Source organism: Micromonospora sp. WMMD734, assembly GCF_049178975.1.
Lineage (GTDB): Bacteria > Actinomycetota > Actinomycetes > Mycobacteriales > Micromonosporaceae > Micromonospora > Micromonospora wenchangensis.
The window spans coordinates 190,613-207,605 of sequence record NZ_JBMHMK010000001.1 but is presented as its reverse complement, the minus strand read 5'-3'; the positions used below and the strand labels follow the sequence as shown (position 1 = coordinate 207,605).

At 74.3% G+C, this 16,993-nt stretch carries 17 protein-coding genes; 12 read left to right on the top strand and 5 right to left on the bottom strand.

Annotated features, from left to right (window positions below; genetic code table 11):
• Window positions 1-8: 8 nt before the first annotated feature.
• Window positions 9-455, bottom strand: a complete 447-nt coding sequence (locus ACN267_RS00970; RefSeq protein WP_204959440.1) for an SRPBCC family protein — start codon at window positions 453-455, stop codon at window positions 9-11.
• Window positions 456-638: 183 nt separating this feature from the next.
• On the opposite strand from ACN267_RS00970, the gene ACN267_RS00965 reads away from it, so the two are divergent.
• The 3 genes from ACN267_RS00965 to gltX all read left to right on the top strand — a co-directional run bounded on the left by ACN267_RS00965 (window position 639) and on the right by gltX (window position 4,805).
• A complete protein-coding gene (locus ACN267_RS00965) occupies window positions 639-1,964 on the top strand; it encodes a GH1 family beta-glucosidase (RefSeq protein WP_204959441.1) in 1,326 nt (441 codons plus the stop codon).
• On the top strand, window positions 1,961-3,238 hold the full coding sequence (locus ACN267_RS00960; RefSeq protein ID WP_421487706.1) for an MFS transporter: 1,278 nt from the start codon (window positions 1,961-1,963) through the stop codon (window positions 3,236-3,238). The genes ACN267_RS00965 and ACN267_RS00960 overlap by 4 nt, the downstream gene beginning before the upstream one ends.
• Before the next feature lie 157 nt (window positions 3,239-3,395).
• Complete coding sequence (gene gltX, locus ACN267_RS00955; protein WP_421487705.1) at window positions 3,396-4,805, top strand: glutamate--tRNA ligase; 1,410 nt, start codon at window positions 3,396-3,398, stop codon at window positions 4,803-4,805.
• 59 nt (window positions 4,806-4,864) lie between these two features.
• Here the strand turns inward: gltX and ACN267_RS00950 are convergent, their stop codons facing one another.
• Window positions 4,865-5,473, bottom strand: a complete 609-nt coding sequence (locus ACN267_RS00950) for a copper resistance CopC family protein (protein ID WP_204959443.1) — start codon at window positions 5,471-5,473, stop codon at window positions 4,865-4,867.
• A 223-nt stretch (window positions 5,474-5,696) separates the two neighbouring features.
• On the opposite strand from ACN267_RS00950, the gene ACN267_RS00945 reads away from it, so the two are divergent.
• Complete coding sequence (locus ACN267_RS00945) at window positions 5,697-6,362, top strand: hypothetical protein (RefSeq protein WP_204959444.1); 666 nt, start codon at window positions 5,697-5,699, stop codon at window positions 6,360-6,362.
• A gap of 125 nt (window positions 6,363-6,487) precedes the next feature.
• Here ACN267_RS00945 and ACN267_RS00940 read toward each other — a convergent pair whose 3' ends face one another.
• The 3 genes from ACN267_RS00940 to ACN267_RS00930 form a co-directional block, all read right to left on the bottom strand.
• Window positions 6,488-7,450 (bottom strand): NADP-dependent oxidoreductase, encoded by a 963-nt coding sequence (locus ACN267_RS00940; RefSeq protein WP_204959445.1) that lies wholly within the window; start codon window positions 7,448-7,450, stop codon window positions 6,488-6,490.
• Between the two features lie 35 nt (window positions 7,451-7,485).
• On the bottom strand, window positions 7,486-7,839 hold the full coding sequence (locus ACN267_RS00935) for a hypothetical protein (protein WP_204959446.1): 354 nt from the start codon (window positions 7,837-7,839) through the stop codon (window positions 7,486-7,488).
• Window positions 7,840-7,943: 104 nt separating this feature from the next.
• Window positions 7,944-8,483 (bottom strand): hypothetical protein, encoded by a 540-nt coding sequence (locus ACN267_RS00930; protein WP_204959447.1) that lies wholly within the window; start codon window positions 8,481-8,483, stop codon window positions 7,944-7,946.
• Between the two features lie 188 nt (window positions 8,484-8,671).
• Here ACN267_RS00930 and ACN267_RS00925 point away from each other — a divergent pair, with 188 nt between their 5' ends.
• From ACN267_RS00925 to fabF, 8 genes are all read left to right on the top strand, one after another.
• On the top strand, window positions 8,672-9,856 hold the full coding sequence (locus ACN267_RS00925; protein WP_421487704.1) for a sensor histidine kinase: 1,185 nt from the start codon (window positions 8,672-8,674) through the stop codon (window positions 9,854-9,856).
• Window positions 9,853-10,518 carry a response regulator gene (locus tag ACN267_RS00920; protein ID WP_421487703.1) on the top strand — a complete coding sequence of 222 codons (666 nt, stop codon included), beginning with the start codon at window positions 9,853-9,855 and terminating at the stop codon, window positions 10,516-10,518. The genes ACN267_RS00925 and ACN267_RS00920 overlap by 4 nt, the downstream gene beginning before the upstream one ends.
• Window positions 10,519-10,650: 132 nt before the next feature.
• Entirely contained in the window at window positions 10,651-11,730 is a 1,080-nt protein-coding gene (locus tag ACN267_RS00915) for a cellulose binding domain-containing protein (protein WP_421487702.1), read from the top strand.
• A 123-nt stretch (window positions 11,731-11,853) separates the two neighbouring features.
• Complete coding sequence (locus tag ACN267_RS00910; RefSeq protein WP_204959660.1) at window positions 11,854-13,044, top strand: PucR family transcriptional regulator; 1,191 nt, start codon at window positions 11,854-11,856, stop codon at window positions 13,042-13,044.
• 135 nt (window positions 13,045-13,179) lie between these two features.
• A complete protein-coding gene (locus ACN267_RS00905) occupies window positions 13,180-14,349 on the top strand; it encodes an acyltransferase domain-containing protein (protein ID WP_421487701.1) in 1,170 nt (389 codons plus the stop codon).
• Window positions 14,346-15,290: a beta-ketoacyl-ACP synthase III gene (locus ACN267_RS00900; protein WP_145921163.1), complete on the top strand. Its 945-nt coding sequence runs from the start codon at window positions 14,346-14,348 to the stop codon at window positions 15,288-15,290. The genes ACN267_RS00905 and ACN267_RS00900 overlap by 4 nt, the downstream gene beginning before the upstream one ends.
• 77 nt (window positions 15,291-15,367) lie before the next feature.
• Window positions 15,368-15,607 carry an acyl carrier protein gene (locus ACN267_RS00895; protein ID WP_067313076.1) on the top strand — a complete coding sequence of 80 codons (240 nt, stop codon included), beginning with the start codon at window positions 15,368-15,370 and terminating at the stop codon, window positions 15,605-15,607.
• Between the two features lies 1 nt (window position 15,608).
• Entirely contained in the window at window positions 15,609-16,835 is a 1,227-nt protein-coding gene (gene fabF, locus ACN267_RS00890) for a beta-ketoacyl-ACP synthase II (protein ID WP_204959452.1), read from the top strand.
• The last annotated feature ends 158 nt before the right edge of the window (window positions 16,836-16,993 follow it).

The following is a 16,993-nucleotide window of genomic DNA, read 5'->3' as shown; positions in this document are numbered from 1 at the left end:
TGGTCGGGTCAGCCGACGGCGGCCAGGTCGGTGAGCCGGGCCAGCGACTCCTCCAGGTCGGCACCGACCCGGCGCAGCCCGAGGCGCAGCAGGGCACCCTTGACCGGGCCGGCCGGCCAGCGCACCACGATCAGCCGGACGATCGTGCCGCCCTCCTCCTCGTCGGCGGTGAGCTGCACGTAGATCTCGGTACGCGCCTCGGCGCGGGCCCCGGCCCCCCGGGCGCGTTCCCGCCAGCCGATCAGGGTGGGTTCCTGGTAGGCGATCACCTCGGCCTCGTGCGCCGAGCCGCGCCCGGCCTGGACGAGTTGGCGGCGACCGAAGCCCTCCCCCGAAAGGACCTCGGCGGCCCGGACCCCGGCCAGCCAGGCGGGCAACTGCTCGGCCCGCTGGACGACTTCCCAGACCGCTTCCACCGGCGCCATCACGTGCGCACTGCGTTCGACGAGGATCATTCTGTTCTTCCCCCACTGAGGACATCCGCGATATTCCGCACTCTATGCGCTAAATCGGACTTACTGGGACGTGTTCGGAAAAAGACACGCCGACAGCCCTTGCGCCCGCATTGCCTCGCACCTATGGCGCTCGCGGACTTCGCGCCCTAGAGTGCGAACACGTTTCGCGTTCTGGGAGGGTGGATGACGACCGCACCGATCCCCGGTTTCCCCGCCGGTTTCCGTTGGGGGGTGTCCACCTCGGCGTACCAGATCGAGGGGGGTGCCGACGCCGACGGCCGGGGACCGTCCATCTGGGACACCTTCGCGCACACCCCCGGCCGGATCATCGACGGCAGCACCGGCGACGTGGCCTGCGACCACTACCACCGGCACCGGGAGGACGTCGCGCTGCTGGCCGGGCTCGGGGTCTCGGCGTACCGGTTCTCGATCGCCTGGCCCCGGGTACGCCCCGGCGGCACCGGCCCGGTCAACGCCGCCGGCCTGGACTTCTACGACCGGCTCGTGGACGACCTGCTGGCCGCCGGCATCGACCCGGTCGCCACCCTGTTCCACTGGGACCTGCCACAGCCCCTCCAGGACGCCGGCGGCTGGCTCAACCGGGACACCGCCGCCCACTTCGCCGAGTACGCCGACGTGACCGCCGCCCGCCTCGGCGACCGGGTGAAGCTCTGGATCACCCTCAACGAACCGTTCATCCACCTGAGCCTCGGCCACGGCACCGGCGAGCACGCCCCCGGCCAGACCCTGCTGTTCGACTCCTTCCCCGCCGCCCACCACCAACTGCTCGGGCACGGACTGGCTGTCGCCGCGCTGCGCGCGCACAGCACCGCGCCGGTGGCCATCGCCAACAACTACTCACCTGTCATCCGCCACGGCGACACCGACGCCGACCGGGCCGCCGCGGCGGCGTACGACGCCCTGCACAACCACCTGTTCACCGACCCGCTGCTGGGCCGGGGCTACCCCGACGGTTTCGACCCGGGCGTGGTCCGCGACGGCGACCTCGCGGTGATCGCCGCGCCGCTGGACGTGCTCGGCGTCAACTACTACAACCCGACCGGGGTACGCGCCCCCGAGGAGGGCTCCCCGCTGCCGTTCGAGCTGGTCCCGCTGGAGGGCTACCCGCTGACCGCGTTCGACTGGCCGGTGGTGCCCGACGGGCTGCGTACCCTGCTCGTCGGCCTGCGCGACAGGTACGGCGACGCGCTGCCGCCGATCCAGATCACCGAGGGCGGCTGCGCCTACGACGACGTCCCGGACGCCGACGGTCTGGTGCCCGACCCGGACCGGATCGCCTACCTCGACGGGCACCTGCGCGCCCTGCGGGCCGCCATCGACGAGGGCGTCGACGTGACCGGGTACTTCGTCTGGTCGCTGCTGGACAACTGGGAGTGGGCCGAGGGCTTCACCAAGCGCTTCGGCCTGGTGCACGTCGACTTCGCCACCGGCACCCGCACGCCCAAGTCCTCGTACGCCTGGTACCGGTCCCAGGTCGGCCGGGGGTGACCACCGTCGACCCGACGCCGGCCTCGCTACCGGCGGCGCTCGCCGACCCGGTCGTCCCGGTCCGGCGGAGCTGGATCGCGTTGATCTTCGCGGCCAACCTCGGCGTGTGGATGGCCTTCTTCACCCCGATCCAGGTGCTGCTGCCCCAGCAGGTGGAGCGGATCGCCCCGGCCGACAAGGAGGCGATGCTGGCCGTCGTCACCGGGTTGGGCGCGCTCGCGGCGGTGCTGGCCAACCCGCTCGCCGGGGCGCTGTCGGACCGCACCTGTCTGCGCGTCGGCGGACGGGAGTTCGGCCGGCGGCACGTCTGGACGGCCGGCGGCGCGGTGCTCGGCGCGCTGGCGCTGGTGCTGCTGGCCCGGCAGCAGACCATCGCCGGGGTGGCGCTGGGCTGGGTGGCCGCCCAGGTCTGCTTCAACGCGATGCTGGCCAGCCTCACCGCCGGCATCCCCGACCGGGTGCCGGTCGTGCAGCGCGGTGGCGTCTCCGGCTGGGTGGGCATCCCACAGGCGCTCGGCCTGGTGCTCGGCGCGGTACTGGTCACCGCCCTGGTCAGCGGCACCGTGCCCGGCTACACCGCGATGGCGTTGGCGGTGCTGCTGCTGTCGCTGCCGTTCGCGTTCTTCACCCCCGACGACCCGCTGCCCCGGCAGCACCGCCCGCCGCTGCGGCTGCGCGCGCTGGTCGCCTCGATGTGGATCGACCCGCGCCGGCACCCGGACTTCGCCTGGGCCTGGATCACCCGGTTCCTGGTGCAGATCGGCAATGCCCTGGGCACCCTCTACCTGCTGTACTTCCTCACCGACGGGGTGCGCTACCCCGACCCCGAGGGCGGGCTGCTGGTGCTGATCCTGCTTTACACCCTCGGCATGATGCTCACCGCCGTGGTCGCCGGGATGCTGTCCGACCGGTCCGGCCGGCGCAAGGTCTACGTGATCGTGTCCGGGGTGGTGATGGCGGTGGCCGCGCTGCTGCTGGCGGTCGCGCCGACCTGGCCGATGGCTCTGGTCGCGGCCGTGCTGCTCGGTGCCGGCTACGGCGTCTACCTGTCGGTCGACGCGGCGCTGATCACCGAGGTGCTGCCGCGCGCCACCGACCGGGCCAAGGACCTCGGGGTGATCAACATCGCGAACTCGGCACCCCAGGTGCTCGGCCCGGCGCTCTCCGCCCCGATCGTGGTCCACCTGGGCGGCTACCCGACGCTGTACGCGGTGACCGCCGTGGTGACCCTGCTCGGCAGCGCCCTGGTCCTCAAGATCCGGGGAGTGCGCTGACCCCCGGCGGCGACCCGGCCGGGCGGGTCGGGCCGCCGCCGTCGCCGTCGCCGTCGTCGTCGCCGTCGCCGTCGCCGTCCAAGGGTCGACAACGTCCGGCGGCGGCGTCCCGGCCCCCTGGCGAAACCCGGTCGCGGCCGGCCGTAGGCTGGACGGCGTGACGGTACGTGTGCGCTTCGCCCCCTCCCCGACCGGTATGTTCCACGTCGGCGGCGCCCGCTCGGCGCTACAGAACTGGATCTTCGCCAAGCAGCAGGGTGGGGTGTTCGTGCTGCGCGTCGAGGACACCGACGCCGCCCGCAACAAGCCCGAGTGGACCGAGGGCATCCTGTCCGCGCTGGAGTGGATCGGCATCGCCCGCGACACCTACGAGGGCCCCTACTTCCAGTCGGCGTACGCCGGTGAGCACCGGGCCGCCGCCGGGCGGCTGTACGACGCCGGCCGGGCCTACTACTGCGACTGCACCCGGGAGGCGGTGCAGGCCCGTACCGGCTCGCAGTACCAGGGCTACGACGGCTTCTGCCGGGACCGGGGCCTGCCCCCGGGCGAGGGTCGGGCGCTGCGCTTCCGTACCCCCGACGAGGGCACGACCGTGGTGGTCGACCTGATCCGGGGCGAGCCGACGTTCGAGAACAAGCTGATCGAGGACTTCGTCATCGCCCGGGGCGACGGCTCCCCGGTGTTCCTGCTCGCCAACGTCGTGGACGACATGACGATGGGGATCACCCACGTGATCCGGGCCGAGGAGCACCTGCCGAACACCCCGAAGCAGCAGCTCCTCTGGGACGCGCTCGGGGTGAAGCCGCCGGTCTGGGCGCACGTGCCGGTGGTGGTCAACGAGAAGCGGCAGAAGCTCTCCAAGCGCCGCGACAAGGTGGCCCTGGAGGCGTACCGGGACGAGGGTTACCTCGCCGCCGCGATGCGCAACTACCTGATGCTGCTCGGCTGGGCGCCCTCGGGCGACCGGGAGATCGTGCCCTGGTCGGTGATCGAGGAGGAGTTCCGGTTGGCCGAGGTCAACCCCTCCCCCGCCTTCTTCGACGAGAAGAAGCTGCGCGCGTTCAACGGCGAGTACATCCGCGCGCTGCCGGTCGACGAGTTCGTGGCCGCCTGCCGGCCGTGGCTGACCGGCACCGGCACCATCGCGCCGCCACCGTGGCAGCCGGAGGAGTTCGACGCCGACGCGTTCGCCGCGGTGGCGCCGCTGGCGCAGACCCGGATCGCGGTGCTCAGCGAGATCGTGCCCAACGTCGACTTCCTCTTCCTCGCCGACCCGCTGATCGACGAGGCGGCCTGGGCCAAGGCGATGAAGGAGGGGGCGGCCGAGCTGCTCGACGCGGCCGTCGCCGGCTACACGGCACTGGAGTCCTGGGACGCGGAGTCGCTGAAGTCGACGCTGGAGGCGGTCGGCGCGGAACGCGGTCTCAAGCTGGGCAAGGCGCAGGCCCCGGTCCGGGTGGCGGTCACCGGCCGTACCGTCGGGCTGCCGCTGTTCGAGTCGCTTGAGGTGCTCGGTCGGGAGCGCACCCTGGCCCGGCTGCGCGCCGCCCGGCTCCGCCTGGTCTAGCCGCCACGACACCGAAGCGGGGCCCACCGGTGACCGGTGGGCCCCGCTTCGGTGTCGGGTCAGGTCCGGCTGGCCCGGCGGCGGCGCAGGAACAGCCCGGCGGCGAGCGCGGCGAGCAGCACCAGGCCACCGGCCGCCCAGAGCCAGCCCCGGCCGGCGTCGTCGGTGCCGGCGGCGGCGACCGGGGTGGTCGACGGGGAGGCGGGTGCCGCGCTGCTCGGCGTCGGTGACGGGGTGGGGCTGGCCGACGGGGTGACCGACGGCGACGGGGGCGCGGCGGCAGTGCCGGTGGTGAGGGTGAACCGCACCTCCCCCTTGACCGGGTGCCCGTCACTGGAAGGCAATTGATAGTCGACGATATAGAGACCGGCCGCGCCCGGGGCGAACGGCACCCTGACCCGGCTGCCGGAGAAGGTCGGCTCGCCACCGGCGGCCGGGACGTTGTCCGGCCCGGTCACTGTGATCTTCGTCCTGCCCGGATCGAGTTTGGCCAGGAAACGCAGCTCGACGGCGGCCGGCGCGGCGGCGACCTTGGCCCCGTTGGCCGGATTGCTCCCGGTCAGCGAGTTGTGTGCCAGCGCCGGCGACGCCGGTAACAACGCCACGCCGAGCGCCACGCCGACCAGCACTGGCACCGCCCGCACCAGCCGTGGGACCCTGCCCCCCATGAAGTCCTCCGCAAAGGTACGATCCGCCCGCTGATCACGCGGCTGAGCATTGGTCGTTCCAGGATCGCAGATAGTTCCACATATTGTTCCCAGAGCTGCATCCGAGCGATGTTCCAGGAAGTCTGTGCGGTGTGGCCGGCGCTGCCCGGTCACGCGCCGATGCCGACCGACCCGCGCGTGACCCGCAGCACAGCCATCCATCGAACGGGGCGAGGAGGCGGCGATGGTCGACAGGGTGAGGCGGCTGCTGGCAGCGGTCGCCGTGGGCGTGGCGGCGGTGGTGCTGCTCGGCACCGGGCCGGCCGCGCAGGCGGCCGGAGCACAGCGGGCGGCGCCGAAGACGCCACCCGCCGGAGTGGACATCACCGGGGTCGGGCTGACCGAACCGCTGCGTCTGCGCACCGACACCGCCCCGACCCACGTGGTCGCGGTCATCGACCAGGTCAGCTGGTTCGGCCGCACCGGTGAGGCCAAGGGGCCCAAGGCCGCCGACCTCGGTCCGAAGTACACCATCGTGGTGCTCGCCGGGGACACCCCCAAGCAGACGTTCGACCTCTATCCGCTGGCCAAGGGCGGTCCGCGGGCCTTCCGACCGGCCAAGCAGCCCGACCAGCACAAGACCACCGCCGGCTGGTTCCTCGGCCGGCTCACCATGTCCGAGACGCTGCGCGCCGCCGGGGTGCCGCTGGAGCGGCAGTTCGACACGGTCAGCGGCGGCGTGGGTGGCGGCGAGCGGGCCCTTGCCGACGACGCCCTCAACCCGGGCCGGGACATCGACGACGCGATCGCCGAGCTCCAGCGGTTGCTGCTGCTCAACGTGGGCGTGATGCTGGTGATCACGCTCGGCCTGGCGGGCATCGCCCTGCTGGTCCGCCGCCGCACCCGCTGACCACCGGCCGGCCGGCGACCACCGGCCGACCACGAGCACGGGCCGGCCAACCGCCACCGGGCCCGGCGAGGCCACCGGGCCCGACAGCCTCGCCGGCCCGCCGGGTGCACCGCGCCCGGTGCCGGTCAGGTCGGCCGGTCGGCAGCCGTACCCGCCGCCGACCACACCGCCAGCACCACCTTGCCCCGGACGTGCCCGGCCTCGACCAGCCGGTGCGCGTCCGCGGCCTGCGCCAGCGGGAGCACCCGTTCGATGTGGACGGTGAGCCGGCCCGCGTCGACGAGCGCGGCCAGCAGCCCCAGGTCCGCCGAGGACGGCTGCACGAACAGGTAGCTGCCGCCGAGCCGGGTGACGTGTTCCGGATCGGCGACGGAGACCAGCCGGGCCGGGCTGGACAGCAGCACCGCGGACGCGTCCAGCGCCGCACCGCCGAACAGGTCGAGCACCACGTCCACCCCGTCGGGCGCGAGCGTGCGGATCCGGTCGGCCAGGCCGTCGCCGTGGGCGACCGGTTCGGCGCCCAACGACCTGACGAAGTCGTGGTTGGCCGGGCCCGCCGTGCCGATCACCCGGGTCGCCCCCAGCGCCCGCGCCACCTGCACCGCGAGATGCCCCACCCCGCCCGACGCGCCGTGCACCAGCACGGTGTCCCCCGCGCCGGTGCCGGCCCGCCGCAACGCCTGGTAGGCGGTCAGCCCGGCCAGCGGCAGGCCGGCCGCCTCGGCCCAGGACGCCCGCGCCGGCCTGATCGCCAGGCAGCGTTGCGGGGCGGGGACCAGTTCGGCGTAGGTGCCGTACTGGAGGTGGTCGCGGCGGACGTACCCGATCACCTCGTCGCCGACGGCGAACCCGGTGACCGCCGGACCGGCCGCCACCACCACGCCCGCCGCGTCCCAGCCGGGGACCAGCGGGAAGTGCGCGGGGATCGCCCCGGCGAGCTGCCCGGCGCGGACCTTCGCGTCGACCGGGTTCACCCCGGCGGCGCGGACCCGCACCAGCACCGTGTCCGGCCCCACCGGGGGGTCGGGCAGTTCCCGTGGGGTCAGCCGGTCGGCCGTACCCCACCCGTCGATCGCGATCGCCTGCACGTCACCACGCTAACGGCCGACGGGCCGCCGGGTGATCAGCACCAGCGGTGTGGCGGGCGTTGGACCCGCTGCCGACGCCGGCCGGGGCGGACCGGGCCGTGCCGGTGCGCGCCGGCCCACCCGGCCAGGTCGCTGCGGCAGGCTCCGGCCGAGGTGTCCGGTTGACCGGTCGGGCCGGGCTCCGCCGCCGGTCGGCACGCCGCGCCGTCGACGGTCTCGGTGCCGCGCTGGCGGGGCAGGATCAGCTCGTCGTCGACCCGTTCGGCCGCCCGGCAGACCTGCTCCGTGACCATCCGGCGGTGCGGTCGGCCCGCCGGCGGCTGGTCGGGGTGGCCCGGTCGGCAGGGCTCGCCCTGGGCGCAGCCGTGGTCGGCCTCGCCGTGCGCCATCCAGGTCTCCTCACACTCGCGTCGCCCGCCGGGACGACACCCCGGCGCGGCAGTGCCACCGTACTGGCCGGCACCGACGCGCCGTGCAGCGCGTACCCCCGGTGTCAGGACCTCGGGCGACGCGGGAAGATCGTCTCCCAGACCGGGAACGCGACCAGCCAGATCAGCAGTCCGACGGTGAGGTTGCGGATCCAGCCGGCCAGCTCCCGGGTGCGTTCGGCGTCCCCGACGACGACGATCGCGGCGGCCAGCAGGGCGCAGGCGACCGCCCAGCCGAGCAGTGCCTTACCCCACTCCCGCCACTCGTGGCGGGCCCGCGCCCAGCCGTACCTGGGTGGTTTCACCGGCGGCGGGCCGCCCGCGAAACGGTGCGCGAAGCGCTGGTCGGCCCAGCGGACCAGGGAGTGCCCGAACGCCACCGAGAACCCGAGGTAGACGGCGGCCAGCCCGTGGGTGGCGTCCGCGGTGGCCCCCCGGCGCAGGTCCACCGCCGCCGCACCCAGCAGCACCAGGTCGACCAGGGGTACGCAGACCAGCAGCGCCGCCCCCAGCCGGGGCCGGCGCAGCGGGTAGCGGGCGACCAGCCCGGCCACGAGCAGCACCCAGAACCCGATCTCACACCCGACGATGACCGCCAGCAGCATGTCCACCTCCCCGTCCCGGTCCAGCGTGCCGGGGCGGGGAGGTGGTCACCTCACCGGCGGGGACGAGTTGCGGGTCCCTCCTTTGGCGGAGCGGCGGCCCGGCGTACCCCCTTCGGCGGACGGCCGACCGGGCGGCCTCCTCCGCAGGTGGGAGGGGTGCCGACCCGGGATGTGGTGGGATCGGGACCATGCGGGTGCCGGGCTGGGTCGGCTCCGGCCGGCCGGGACGCGACCTGGCCCTGGCCGGGGTGTCCCTGGTCGGCGGCCTGGCGGCCTACGGCGTCGGCCTGCAACCCCAGTTCCCCTGGGCGCCGGACGTGCCACGGGTGTCCTTCCTGCTGCCGCTGCTGGCGGTGAGCGTGGCGGTCGGGCTGCGGCGGGTGGCCACCCGGACCGGCCTGGCGGTGGGCACGGTGGCGGTGCTCGCCGACGCCGCGCTCGGCGTGTCGGTGGGCGTCACGGTGATCTTCACCCAGGTGTTGTACGACACGTGCGTGTACGGCCCGCCCCGGTGGTGGCGCTGGCTGCTGCGGGTCACCGTCGGGCTCAGCGTCGGCGGCGTGGTGCTGGGCCTGCTCTGCTGGGGCTGGCGGGGTGCCGCCGTCGGGATGCCGTTCGCGCTGCTCGGGGTGTTGCCGGTGGTCACCGGGGTCAGCGTGCGGCAGTACCGGGACCAGGCGGCGACCGAGCGGGCCCGCGCCGAGCAGACCGCCCGGCTGGTCGAGCTGGACCGGCGGCAGGCGGTGCTGGCCGAACGGGCCCGGATGGCGCGGGAGTTGCACGACGTGGTGGCGAACCAGCTCAGCGCGGTGGCCCTGCACGCCACCGCCGTACTCGCCGCCCCCGGGCTGGACAGGCCCCGCATCGACGCGGCGCTGCGGGTGATCCGGGACAGCAGCGTGCAGGGCATGGCCGAGATGCGGCAACTCGTCGGGCTGCTGCGGGAGCCGTCCGTGGACCCGGTGCAGGAGGCCACCCGGGTCCGGCTGGACGAGTTGGACCGGCTGCTGGCCCGGATGGCCGATGCCGGCCTGCGGGTCCGCTCGACGGTGCGGGGGCGGCCCCGGGCGCTGCCGGTCGGGGTCGACCTGGCGGCGTACCGGATCGTGCAGGAGTCGTTGACCAACGCGTTGCGCCACGGCACGGGTACGGCGGAGCTGACCGTGGCGTACCTGTCGACGGAGGTGACGGTGACGGTGGAGAATCCGGTCCGCTCCGGCGGGCCCGGCACCGGCGCGGGGCTGCCGGCCGGGGGTGCGGGCCTGATCGGGATGCGGGAGCGGGCCGCCCTGCTCGACGGCGAGTTCACCGCCGGCCCCCGGGACGGCTGCTGGCGGGTGCGGGCAACGCTGCCGGCCGGGGAGCAGCCGTGACCGCCCCGGTCCGGGTCGTGCTGGCCGACGACCAGGCGGCGGTCCGGGCCGGTCTGGTGCTGATCCTGGCCGGCGCGCCGGAGATCGAGGTGGTGGGCGAGGCGGCCGACGGGGAGGCGGCGGTGCGGCTCTGCCGGGAGTTGCGTCCCGACGTGGCGGTGCTGGACATCCGGATGCCCCGGCTGGACGGGGTGTCGGCGACCCGGGAGATCGTCGCCGCCGGCACCGCCGAGGTGCTGGTACTGACCACCTTCGACCTGGACGAGTACGTCTTCGGCGCGCTGCGTGCCGGGGCGGCCGGTTTCCTGCTCAAGGACACCGATGCGGCCGGTCTGGTGGCGGCGGTCCGGACGGTGGCCCGGGGCGAGGGGGTGATCGCCCCGACGGTGACCCGGCGGCTGATCGCGGCGTTCGCGGCGACCGCGCCGGGCGTCGACGCGGCGGACCGCGCCGCCGTGGCCGGGCTGACCCCCCGGGAGCGTGACGTGCTGGCCTGCCTGGGCGTCGGCCTGTCCAACCGGGAGATCGCCGACCGGCTGGCGGTGGCGGAGAGCACCGCGAAGACCCACGTGAGCCGGGTGCTGGCGAAGTTGGCGCTGCGCAGCCGGGTGCAGGCGGCGATCCTGGCGCAGGAGCTGGGGCTGCCCGCGCCACCACCATAACATAGATATATGTCTATATTGACGGCGACCACCGGATGGTCGTAGGGTGCGGACGGCACCATGGGCTTCCCGGCCGGCGGCCGGCCCGACGCCGCCCCGGCAGGAGCTCCGACGGGGATCGGAGGAATCATCATGATCGCTTCCAGGCGGTCCGTCCTGACGGCCGGCGGCATCCTCGCCGCCACCACCGTCGCCGCCCTCGGCATGACCACGGTCGCCGGTGGCGCACCCGCCACGGCCACCCCGGCCGGCGGCTGCACCGCCACGGTCCGGGTCGACTCGCGCTGGGGCAGCGGCGCCAGCGGCGGCCAGATCGTCACCTTCACCGTCGCCAACACCGCGTCGGCGACCGCCACCCGGTGGGCGGTCACCTGGCCGCTCACCGACGGCCAACGGATCGTGTCGTCCTGGAACACCTCGGTCAGCGCGGCGGGCGGCACCGCGACCGCGACCAACGCGCCGTACAACGGGGTGCTGACACCTGGCGCGTCGACCACCTTCGGCGTCCAGCTCGCCGGCCCCACCACCGCACCCACCCCGAGCTGCACCAACGACGCCGTCCCGCCGACCACCGCCAGCCCGCCGGCCGGGGCCGACGTCACCGTCCGCGAGGCCGACAACCAGCGCACCGTCACCCTGTACGTCGGGCAGACGCTGGGCGTGACCCTGGCGGCCGACTACCTGCCGGTCAGCACCACCGGGAACGCCCTGACCCCGGTGTCGACCAGCGGCGGCTTCCCGACCGGGCAGCCGCTCGTGGCGACGCTGCGGGCCGTGTCCCCGGGCACCGCCGAGCTGACCACCCGCACCGACCACGCCTGCCAGCACACCACCCCGCCGTGCACCCTGCCGACCGTGCTGTGGGCGCTGCACGTCGCGGTCATCGCGCTGCCACCGACCGACGCCGGGCAGACCGTCGTCGTCTCCGCCCCCGACAACCAGCGTGACCTCACGCTGCGCGTCGGTGACACGCTCGTGGTGAGCCTGCCCAGCAACTACCTGCCCCCGACGCTCACCCCCGCCGGGGTCGTCGTGCCCGGCGAGGTGACCGGCGGCTACCCGAGCGGCCAACCGCTGATCGCCCGCTACGTGGCGACCGCACCCGGCCAGGTCGACGTCTCCACCATCACCGACAACCTCTGCCGGCACGCGCCGACCCCCTGCCCGTCCCCGCAGGTGCGCTGGGTGGTGCACGTCACCGTCACCAACTGACCGCCCCACCGCCGACCTGCGCCTCGACGCCCGGCGGCCCGTCACCCGGCGGGCCGCCCCGGAGCCGACGTCGAGTCCCTGCTCACGGCATGTCACGCTGGAGCGGTGAACGAGCCGGACGGGATGGAACTGACGGCCACCCTGCGCCGGATCGAGCGGGCGGCGGGGGCGCTGGCCACGGCCAGCGTGGTGCGGATGGACGAGAGCCTGCCCTGGTTCCGCGAGCTGCCGGCCGAGCAGCGTTCCTGGGTGATGCTGGTGGCGCAGGCCGGCGCCCGGTCGCTGGTCGAGTGGCTGGGTTCCGGCGGCGGCACCACCGACAGCACCCAGGAGGTCTCCGACGAGGTCTTCGCCACCGCGCCGCTGGCCCTGGCCCGCTCGATCAGCCTCCAGCAGACGGTCGCGCTGATCAAGGTGACCATCGACGTGGTCGAGGAGCAGGTGTCGCACCTGGCCGCGCCCGGCGAGGAGCAGCAGTTGCGCGAGGCGGTGCTGCGGTTCTCCCGGGAGATCGCCTTCGCCGCCGCCCGGGTGTACGCCCGTGCCGCCGAGTCCCGGGGCTCCTGGGACGCCCGGTTGCAGGCGCTGCTGGTCGACGCCCTGCTGCGCGGGGACTCCCCCGACGTGCTGGCCAGCCGGGCCGCCGCCCTGGGCTGGGCGGACGCCCCACCGGTGGCGGTGGCGGTGGGCCGGTCCCCCGGCGGGGAGGTGTCCGCCGTGCTGCACACCGTCTACCGGTACGCCCGCCGGATCGGGGTGGAGGTGATCGGCGGCGTGCACGGCGACCGGCTGGTCATCGTGCTCGGTGGCGCGGCCGACCCGATGGCCGCCACCGAGAAGCTGCTCCCCGGATTCGGCGACGGCCCGGTGGTGGTCGGTCCCGCCGTACCCAGTCTGGACGAGGCGACGGACTCGGCGCGGGCCGCGCTGGCCGGCTACCGGGCGGCGCCGGCCTGGCCCACCGCGCCCCGGCCGGTTCCGGCGGCCGACCTGCTGCCCGAGCGGGCCCTCGCCGGTGACGCCGAGGCCCGCCGCCGGCTGCGCCACGACGTGTACGCCGCCCTGGTGCGTGCCGGCGGGGAACTGCTGGAGACGTTGGACGCCTTCTTCGCCGCCGGCGGGACGTTGGAGAGCGCGGCCCGTGCCCTTTTCGTCCATCCCAACACGGTGCGTTACCGACTGCGCCGGATCGCCGAGGTCACCGGGTTCTCCCCACTGACCCCCCGGGACGCGTTCGCACTCCAGGTGGCGCTGACGGTCGGCCGGCTGGACCCGATCGTCCCGGCGGGCGCACCCGGTCCGAACCAGAAATGACACCGGGTGACCGGTGAGCAGGGCCGTCAGGTGACGATCTCTGCCGATTTTTGTAGGAACCCTCCAAGAGTTCTAGTGCGGTTTGGTGTCAGCCCGCACAGCGCTTACCCCGGAGTATCGGGAAGAGTCATAGACGTGCTCGCCGTCCTCTCTCCCGGCCAGGGTTCCCAGAAGCCCGGCTTCCTGACGCCCTGGCTCGCCCTGCGTGGCGTCGAGTCACGGCTGCGCTGGTGGTCGGTGTCGGCCGGGGTCGACCTGATCCACCTCGGCACCGAGGCCGACGCCGACGAGATCGTGGACACCGCCCGCACCCAGCCGCTGCTGGTGGCCTCGGCGTTGGTCGCGGCCGAGCAGCTCCCCCTGCACGACGTGAACCTGGTCGCCGGGCACAGCGTCGGCGAGCTGGCCGCCGCCGCGCTGGCCGGGGTGTTCTCCGCCGAGACCGCGGTCACCCTCGCCGGGGTGCGCGGCCGGGAGATGGCCGCCGCCTGCGCCCTGGCCCCGACCGGGATGGCCGCCGTGCTCGGCGGCGACCCCGACGAGGTGCTCGCCGCCCTGGCCACCCACGGCCTGCATCCGGCCAACCGCAACGGCGGCGGGCAGGTGGTCGCCGCCGGCACGCTCGACGCCCTGGACAAGCTCGCCGCCGAACCCCCGGCCAGGGCCCGGATCGTCCGGCTCAAGGTCGCCGGGGCGTTCCACACCCCGTACATGGGCCCCGCCGAGCAGGCGCTGGCCGCCGTCGCCGCCGGGATCACCCCGTCGAGCCCGGCCCGGCTCCTGCTCTCCGACCTCGACGGCACTCCCGTCGCGCACGGCCGGGAGCTGGTGCACCGGCTGGTCCGGCAGGTCACCGCGCCGGTGCGCTGGGACCTGTGCATGCGGACGCTGGCCGACCTGGGGGTCACCGGCGTGCTCGAACTGCCCCCGGCCGGCACCCTCGCCGGGCTGGTCAAGCGGGAGCTCAAGGCCACCGGGGTGCCCGAGATCGTCACCCTGAACACCCCCGCCGACCTGCCCGCCGCCCGGGACCTGATCGCCCGGCACAGCGGCCCGCCCGGTCACCGCCCGACCCCCCGCGCCCGGGTGGTCGTCGCCCCCGCCGTCGGCACCTTCGCACCGGCCGAGGGCCTCGCCGAGGGCACCGGGCTGAGCGCCGGCCAGGTGCTCGGCCAGGTGACCACCCGGCAGGGGCCGGTCGAGGTCACCGCCCACGACAGCGGCCCGCTCACCGAGTGGCTCGCCCACCCCGCCGACCCGGTCGCGCCGGGCCAACCCATCGCCCGCATCGGAGGCCAGGCATGAGCGGCAGTCGGATCGTCGCCCTCGGGCACTACCAGCCCTCCCGGGTGGTGACCAACAACGACATCGCCCAGTTCGTCGACACCAACGACGAGTGGATCAGGGACCGGGTCGGCATCGTCAGCCGGCGCATCGCCGACGGCGAGACGGTCGCCGACATGGCCACCGCCGCCGCCGACAAGGCGCTGGCCAACTCGGGCCTCACCGCCGCCGACATCGACCTGGTCGTCGTCGCCACCTGCACCTCGATCGACCGCAGCCCGAACGTGGCCTGCCGGGTCGCCGCCAAGCTGGGCATCACCGCCCCCGGCGCGTTCGACCTGAACACCGCCTGCTCCGGCTTCGCGTACGCGCTGGGCACCGTCGACCACGCGATCCGCGCCGGCGCGTCCCGCAACGCGCTGGTCATCGGGGCCGAGAAGCTCTCCGACTTCACCGACTGGACCGACCGTTCGACCTGCATCATCTTCGCCGACGGCGCGGGCGCGGCGGTGGTCACCGCCACCACCGGCGACGAGCCGAGCGGGATCGGTCCGGTGGTGTGGGGCTCCGCGCCGGACAAGAGCGACGCGGTACGCATCGAGGGCTGGCGGCCGTACATCGCGCAGGAGGGGCAGTCGGTGTTCCGCTGGGCCACCACCGCGCTGGCCCCGCTGGCGCTCCAGGCGTGCGAGAAGGCCGGCGTCGACCCGTCCGAGCTGGCCGCGTTCGTGCCGCACCAGGCCAACTCGCGGATCATCGACGGCATCGCCAAGCGGCTGAACATCCCGCAGGCGATCATCGCCAAGGACATCGTCGAGTCCGGCAACACCTCGGCGGCGAGCGTGCCGCTGGCCCTGTCCAAGCTGGTCGAGCGGCGGGAGGTGCCCTCGGGCGCGCCGGTGCTGCTGTTCGGCTTCGGCGGCGGGCTGACCTACGCCGGTCAGGTCGTCCGCTGCCCCTGAAGACCCGACGCGGTCGGCGACCGCGGCGCGCCGCCATCCGGCGGAGAACAAAACCCCGATGAGAGGAACCCACCGTAATGACCCGTGACGAGATCACCTCCGGCCTCGCCGAGATCCTCGAAGAGGTCGCCGGGGTGAACCCGGACGACGTGGCCGAGGGGAAGTCCTTCACCGACGACCTCGACGTCGACTCCCTCTCCATGGTGGAGGTCGTGGTCGCCGCCGAGGAGAAGTTCGGCGTCAAGATCCCGGACAACGAGGTGCAGAACCTGAAGACCGTCGGGGACGCCGTCAGCTTCATCGAGGCGCAGTCCTGAGATGAGTCGCGTCGACGTCGTCGTCACCGGGCTCGGCGCGACCACCCCGCTGGGCGGGGACGTCGCGTCGACCTGGGACGCCATGCTCGCCGGCCGCTCCGGGGTGAGTTCGCTCACCCAGGAGTGGGCCGGCCAGCTCCCGGTCCGGATCGCCGCCCAGCTGGCGGTGGAGCCGACCGAGGTGCTGGACCGGGTGAAGCTGCGCCGGCTGGACCGTTCGGAGGCGATCGCGCTGATCGCGGCGCAGCAGGCCTGGGCAGACTCCGGGCTCGCCGACTCGGGGCTGGACCCGGAACGGTTGGGTGCCAGCGTGGGCTCGGGCATCGGCGGTGCCCTGACCCTGCTCGCGCAGGACGACATCCTGGAGGCGTCCGGCCCGCGCCGGGTCTCCCCGCACACCATCCCGATGCTGATGCCCAACGGTCCCGCCGCCTGGGTGGGGTTGGAGCTGGGCGCACAGGCCGGGGTGCACTCCGTGGCGAGCGCCTGCGCGACGGGTGCGGAGGCGATCGCGCTCGGCCTGGACATGATCCGCTCCGGCCGGGCCGACGTGGTGGTGGCCGGCGGCACCGAGGCGGTCATCCACCCGCTGCCGATCGCCGGGTTCAGCTCCATGCGGGCCATGTCGACCCGCAACGACGAACCGGAGCAGGCCTCCCGCCCGTGGGACAAGGGCCGCGACGGCTTCGTCCTCGGCGAGGGCTCCGGGATCCTGGTGCTGGAGCGGGCCGATCACGCCGCCGCCCGGGGCGCGCACGTCTACGCCCGGCTCGCCGGTGCGGGCATCACCTCCGACGGGTACGACATCGTCCAGCCGCACCCCGAGGGGGCCGGGGCGATCCGGGCCATCGCCAAGGCGATCGCCGACGCCGACGTGGCGAAGGCCGACATCGTGCACGTCAACGCGCACGCCACCTCGACCCCGGTGGGCGACCTCGCCGAGATCAAGGCGCTGCACCGGGCGCTCGGTGACCACCCGGTGCTGACCGCCACCAAGTCGATGACCGGGCACCTGCTCGGCGCGGCCGGTGCGTTGGAGTCGATCGCCACCATCCTGACCATCCGCGACGGTGTCATCCCGCCGACGATCAACCTGGACGATCCGGACGACGGTCTGGACATGGACGTGGCCGCGAACAAGGTCCGCCACCTGGACGTGCCCGCCGCGCTGAACAACTCGTTCGGCTTCGGCGGCCACAACGTCGCCCTGGTCTTCACCCGCCCCTGACGGCACCGGCGACCCACGGCCCGGCACCCTGCGGTGCCGGGCCGTCGGCCAGCCCGACCGCCTCGCCGGCCGGCACCGGCGGGGTGACGGTCGGCGAGCGGGGCCCGTCGGCGGGTAGCGGGCGACCGGCGATCTTCCCAGCATCCGGCCGCGACCAG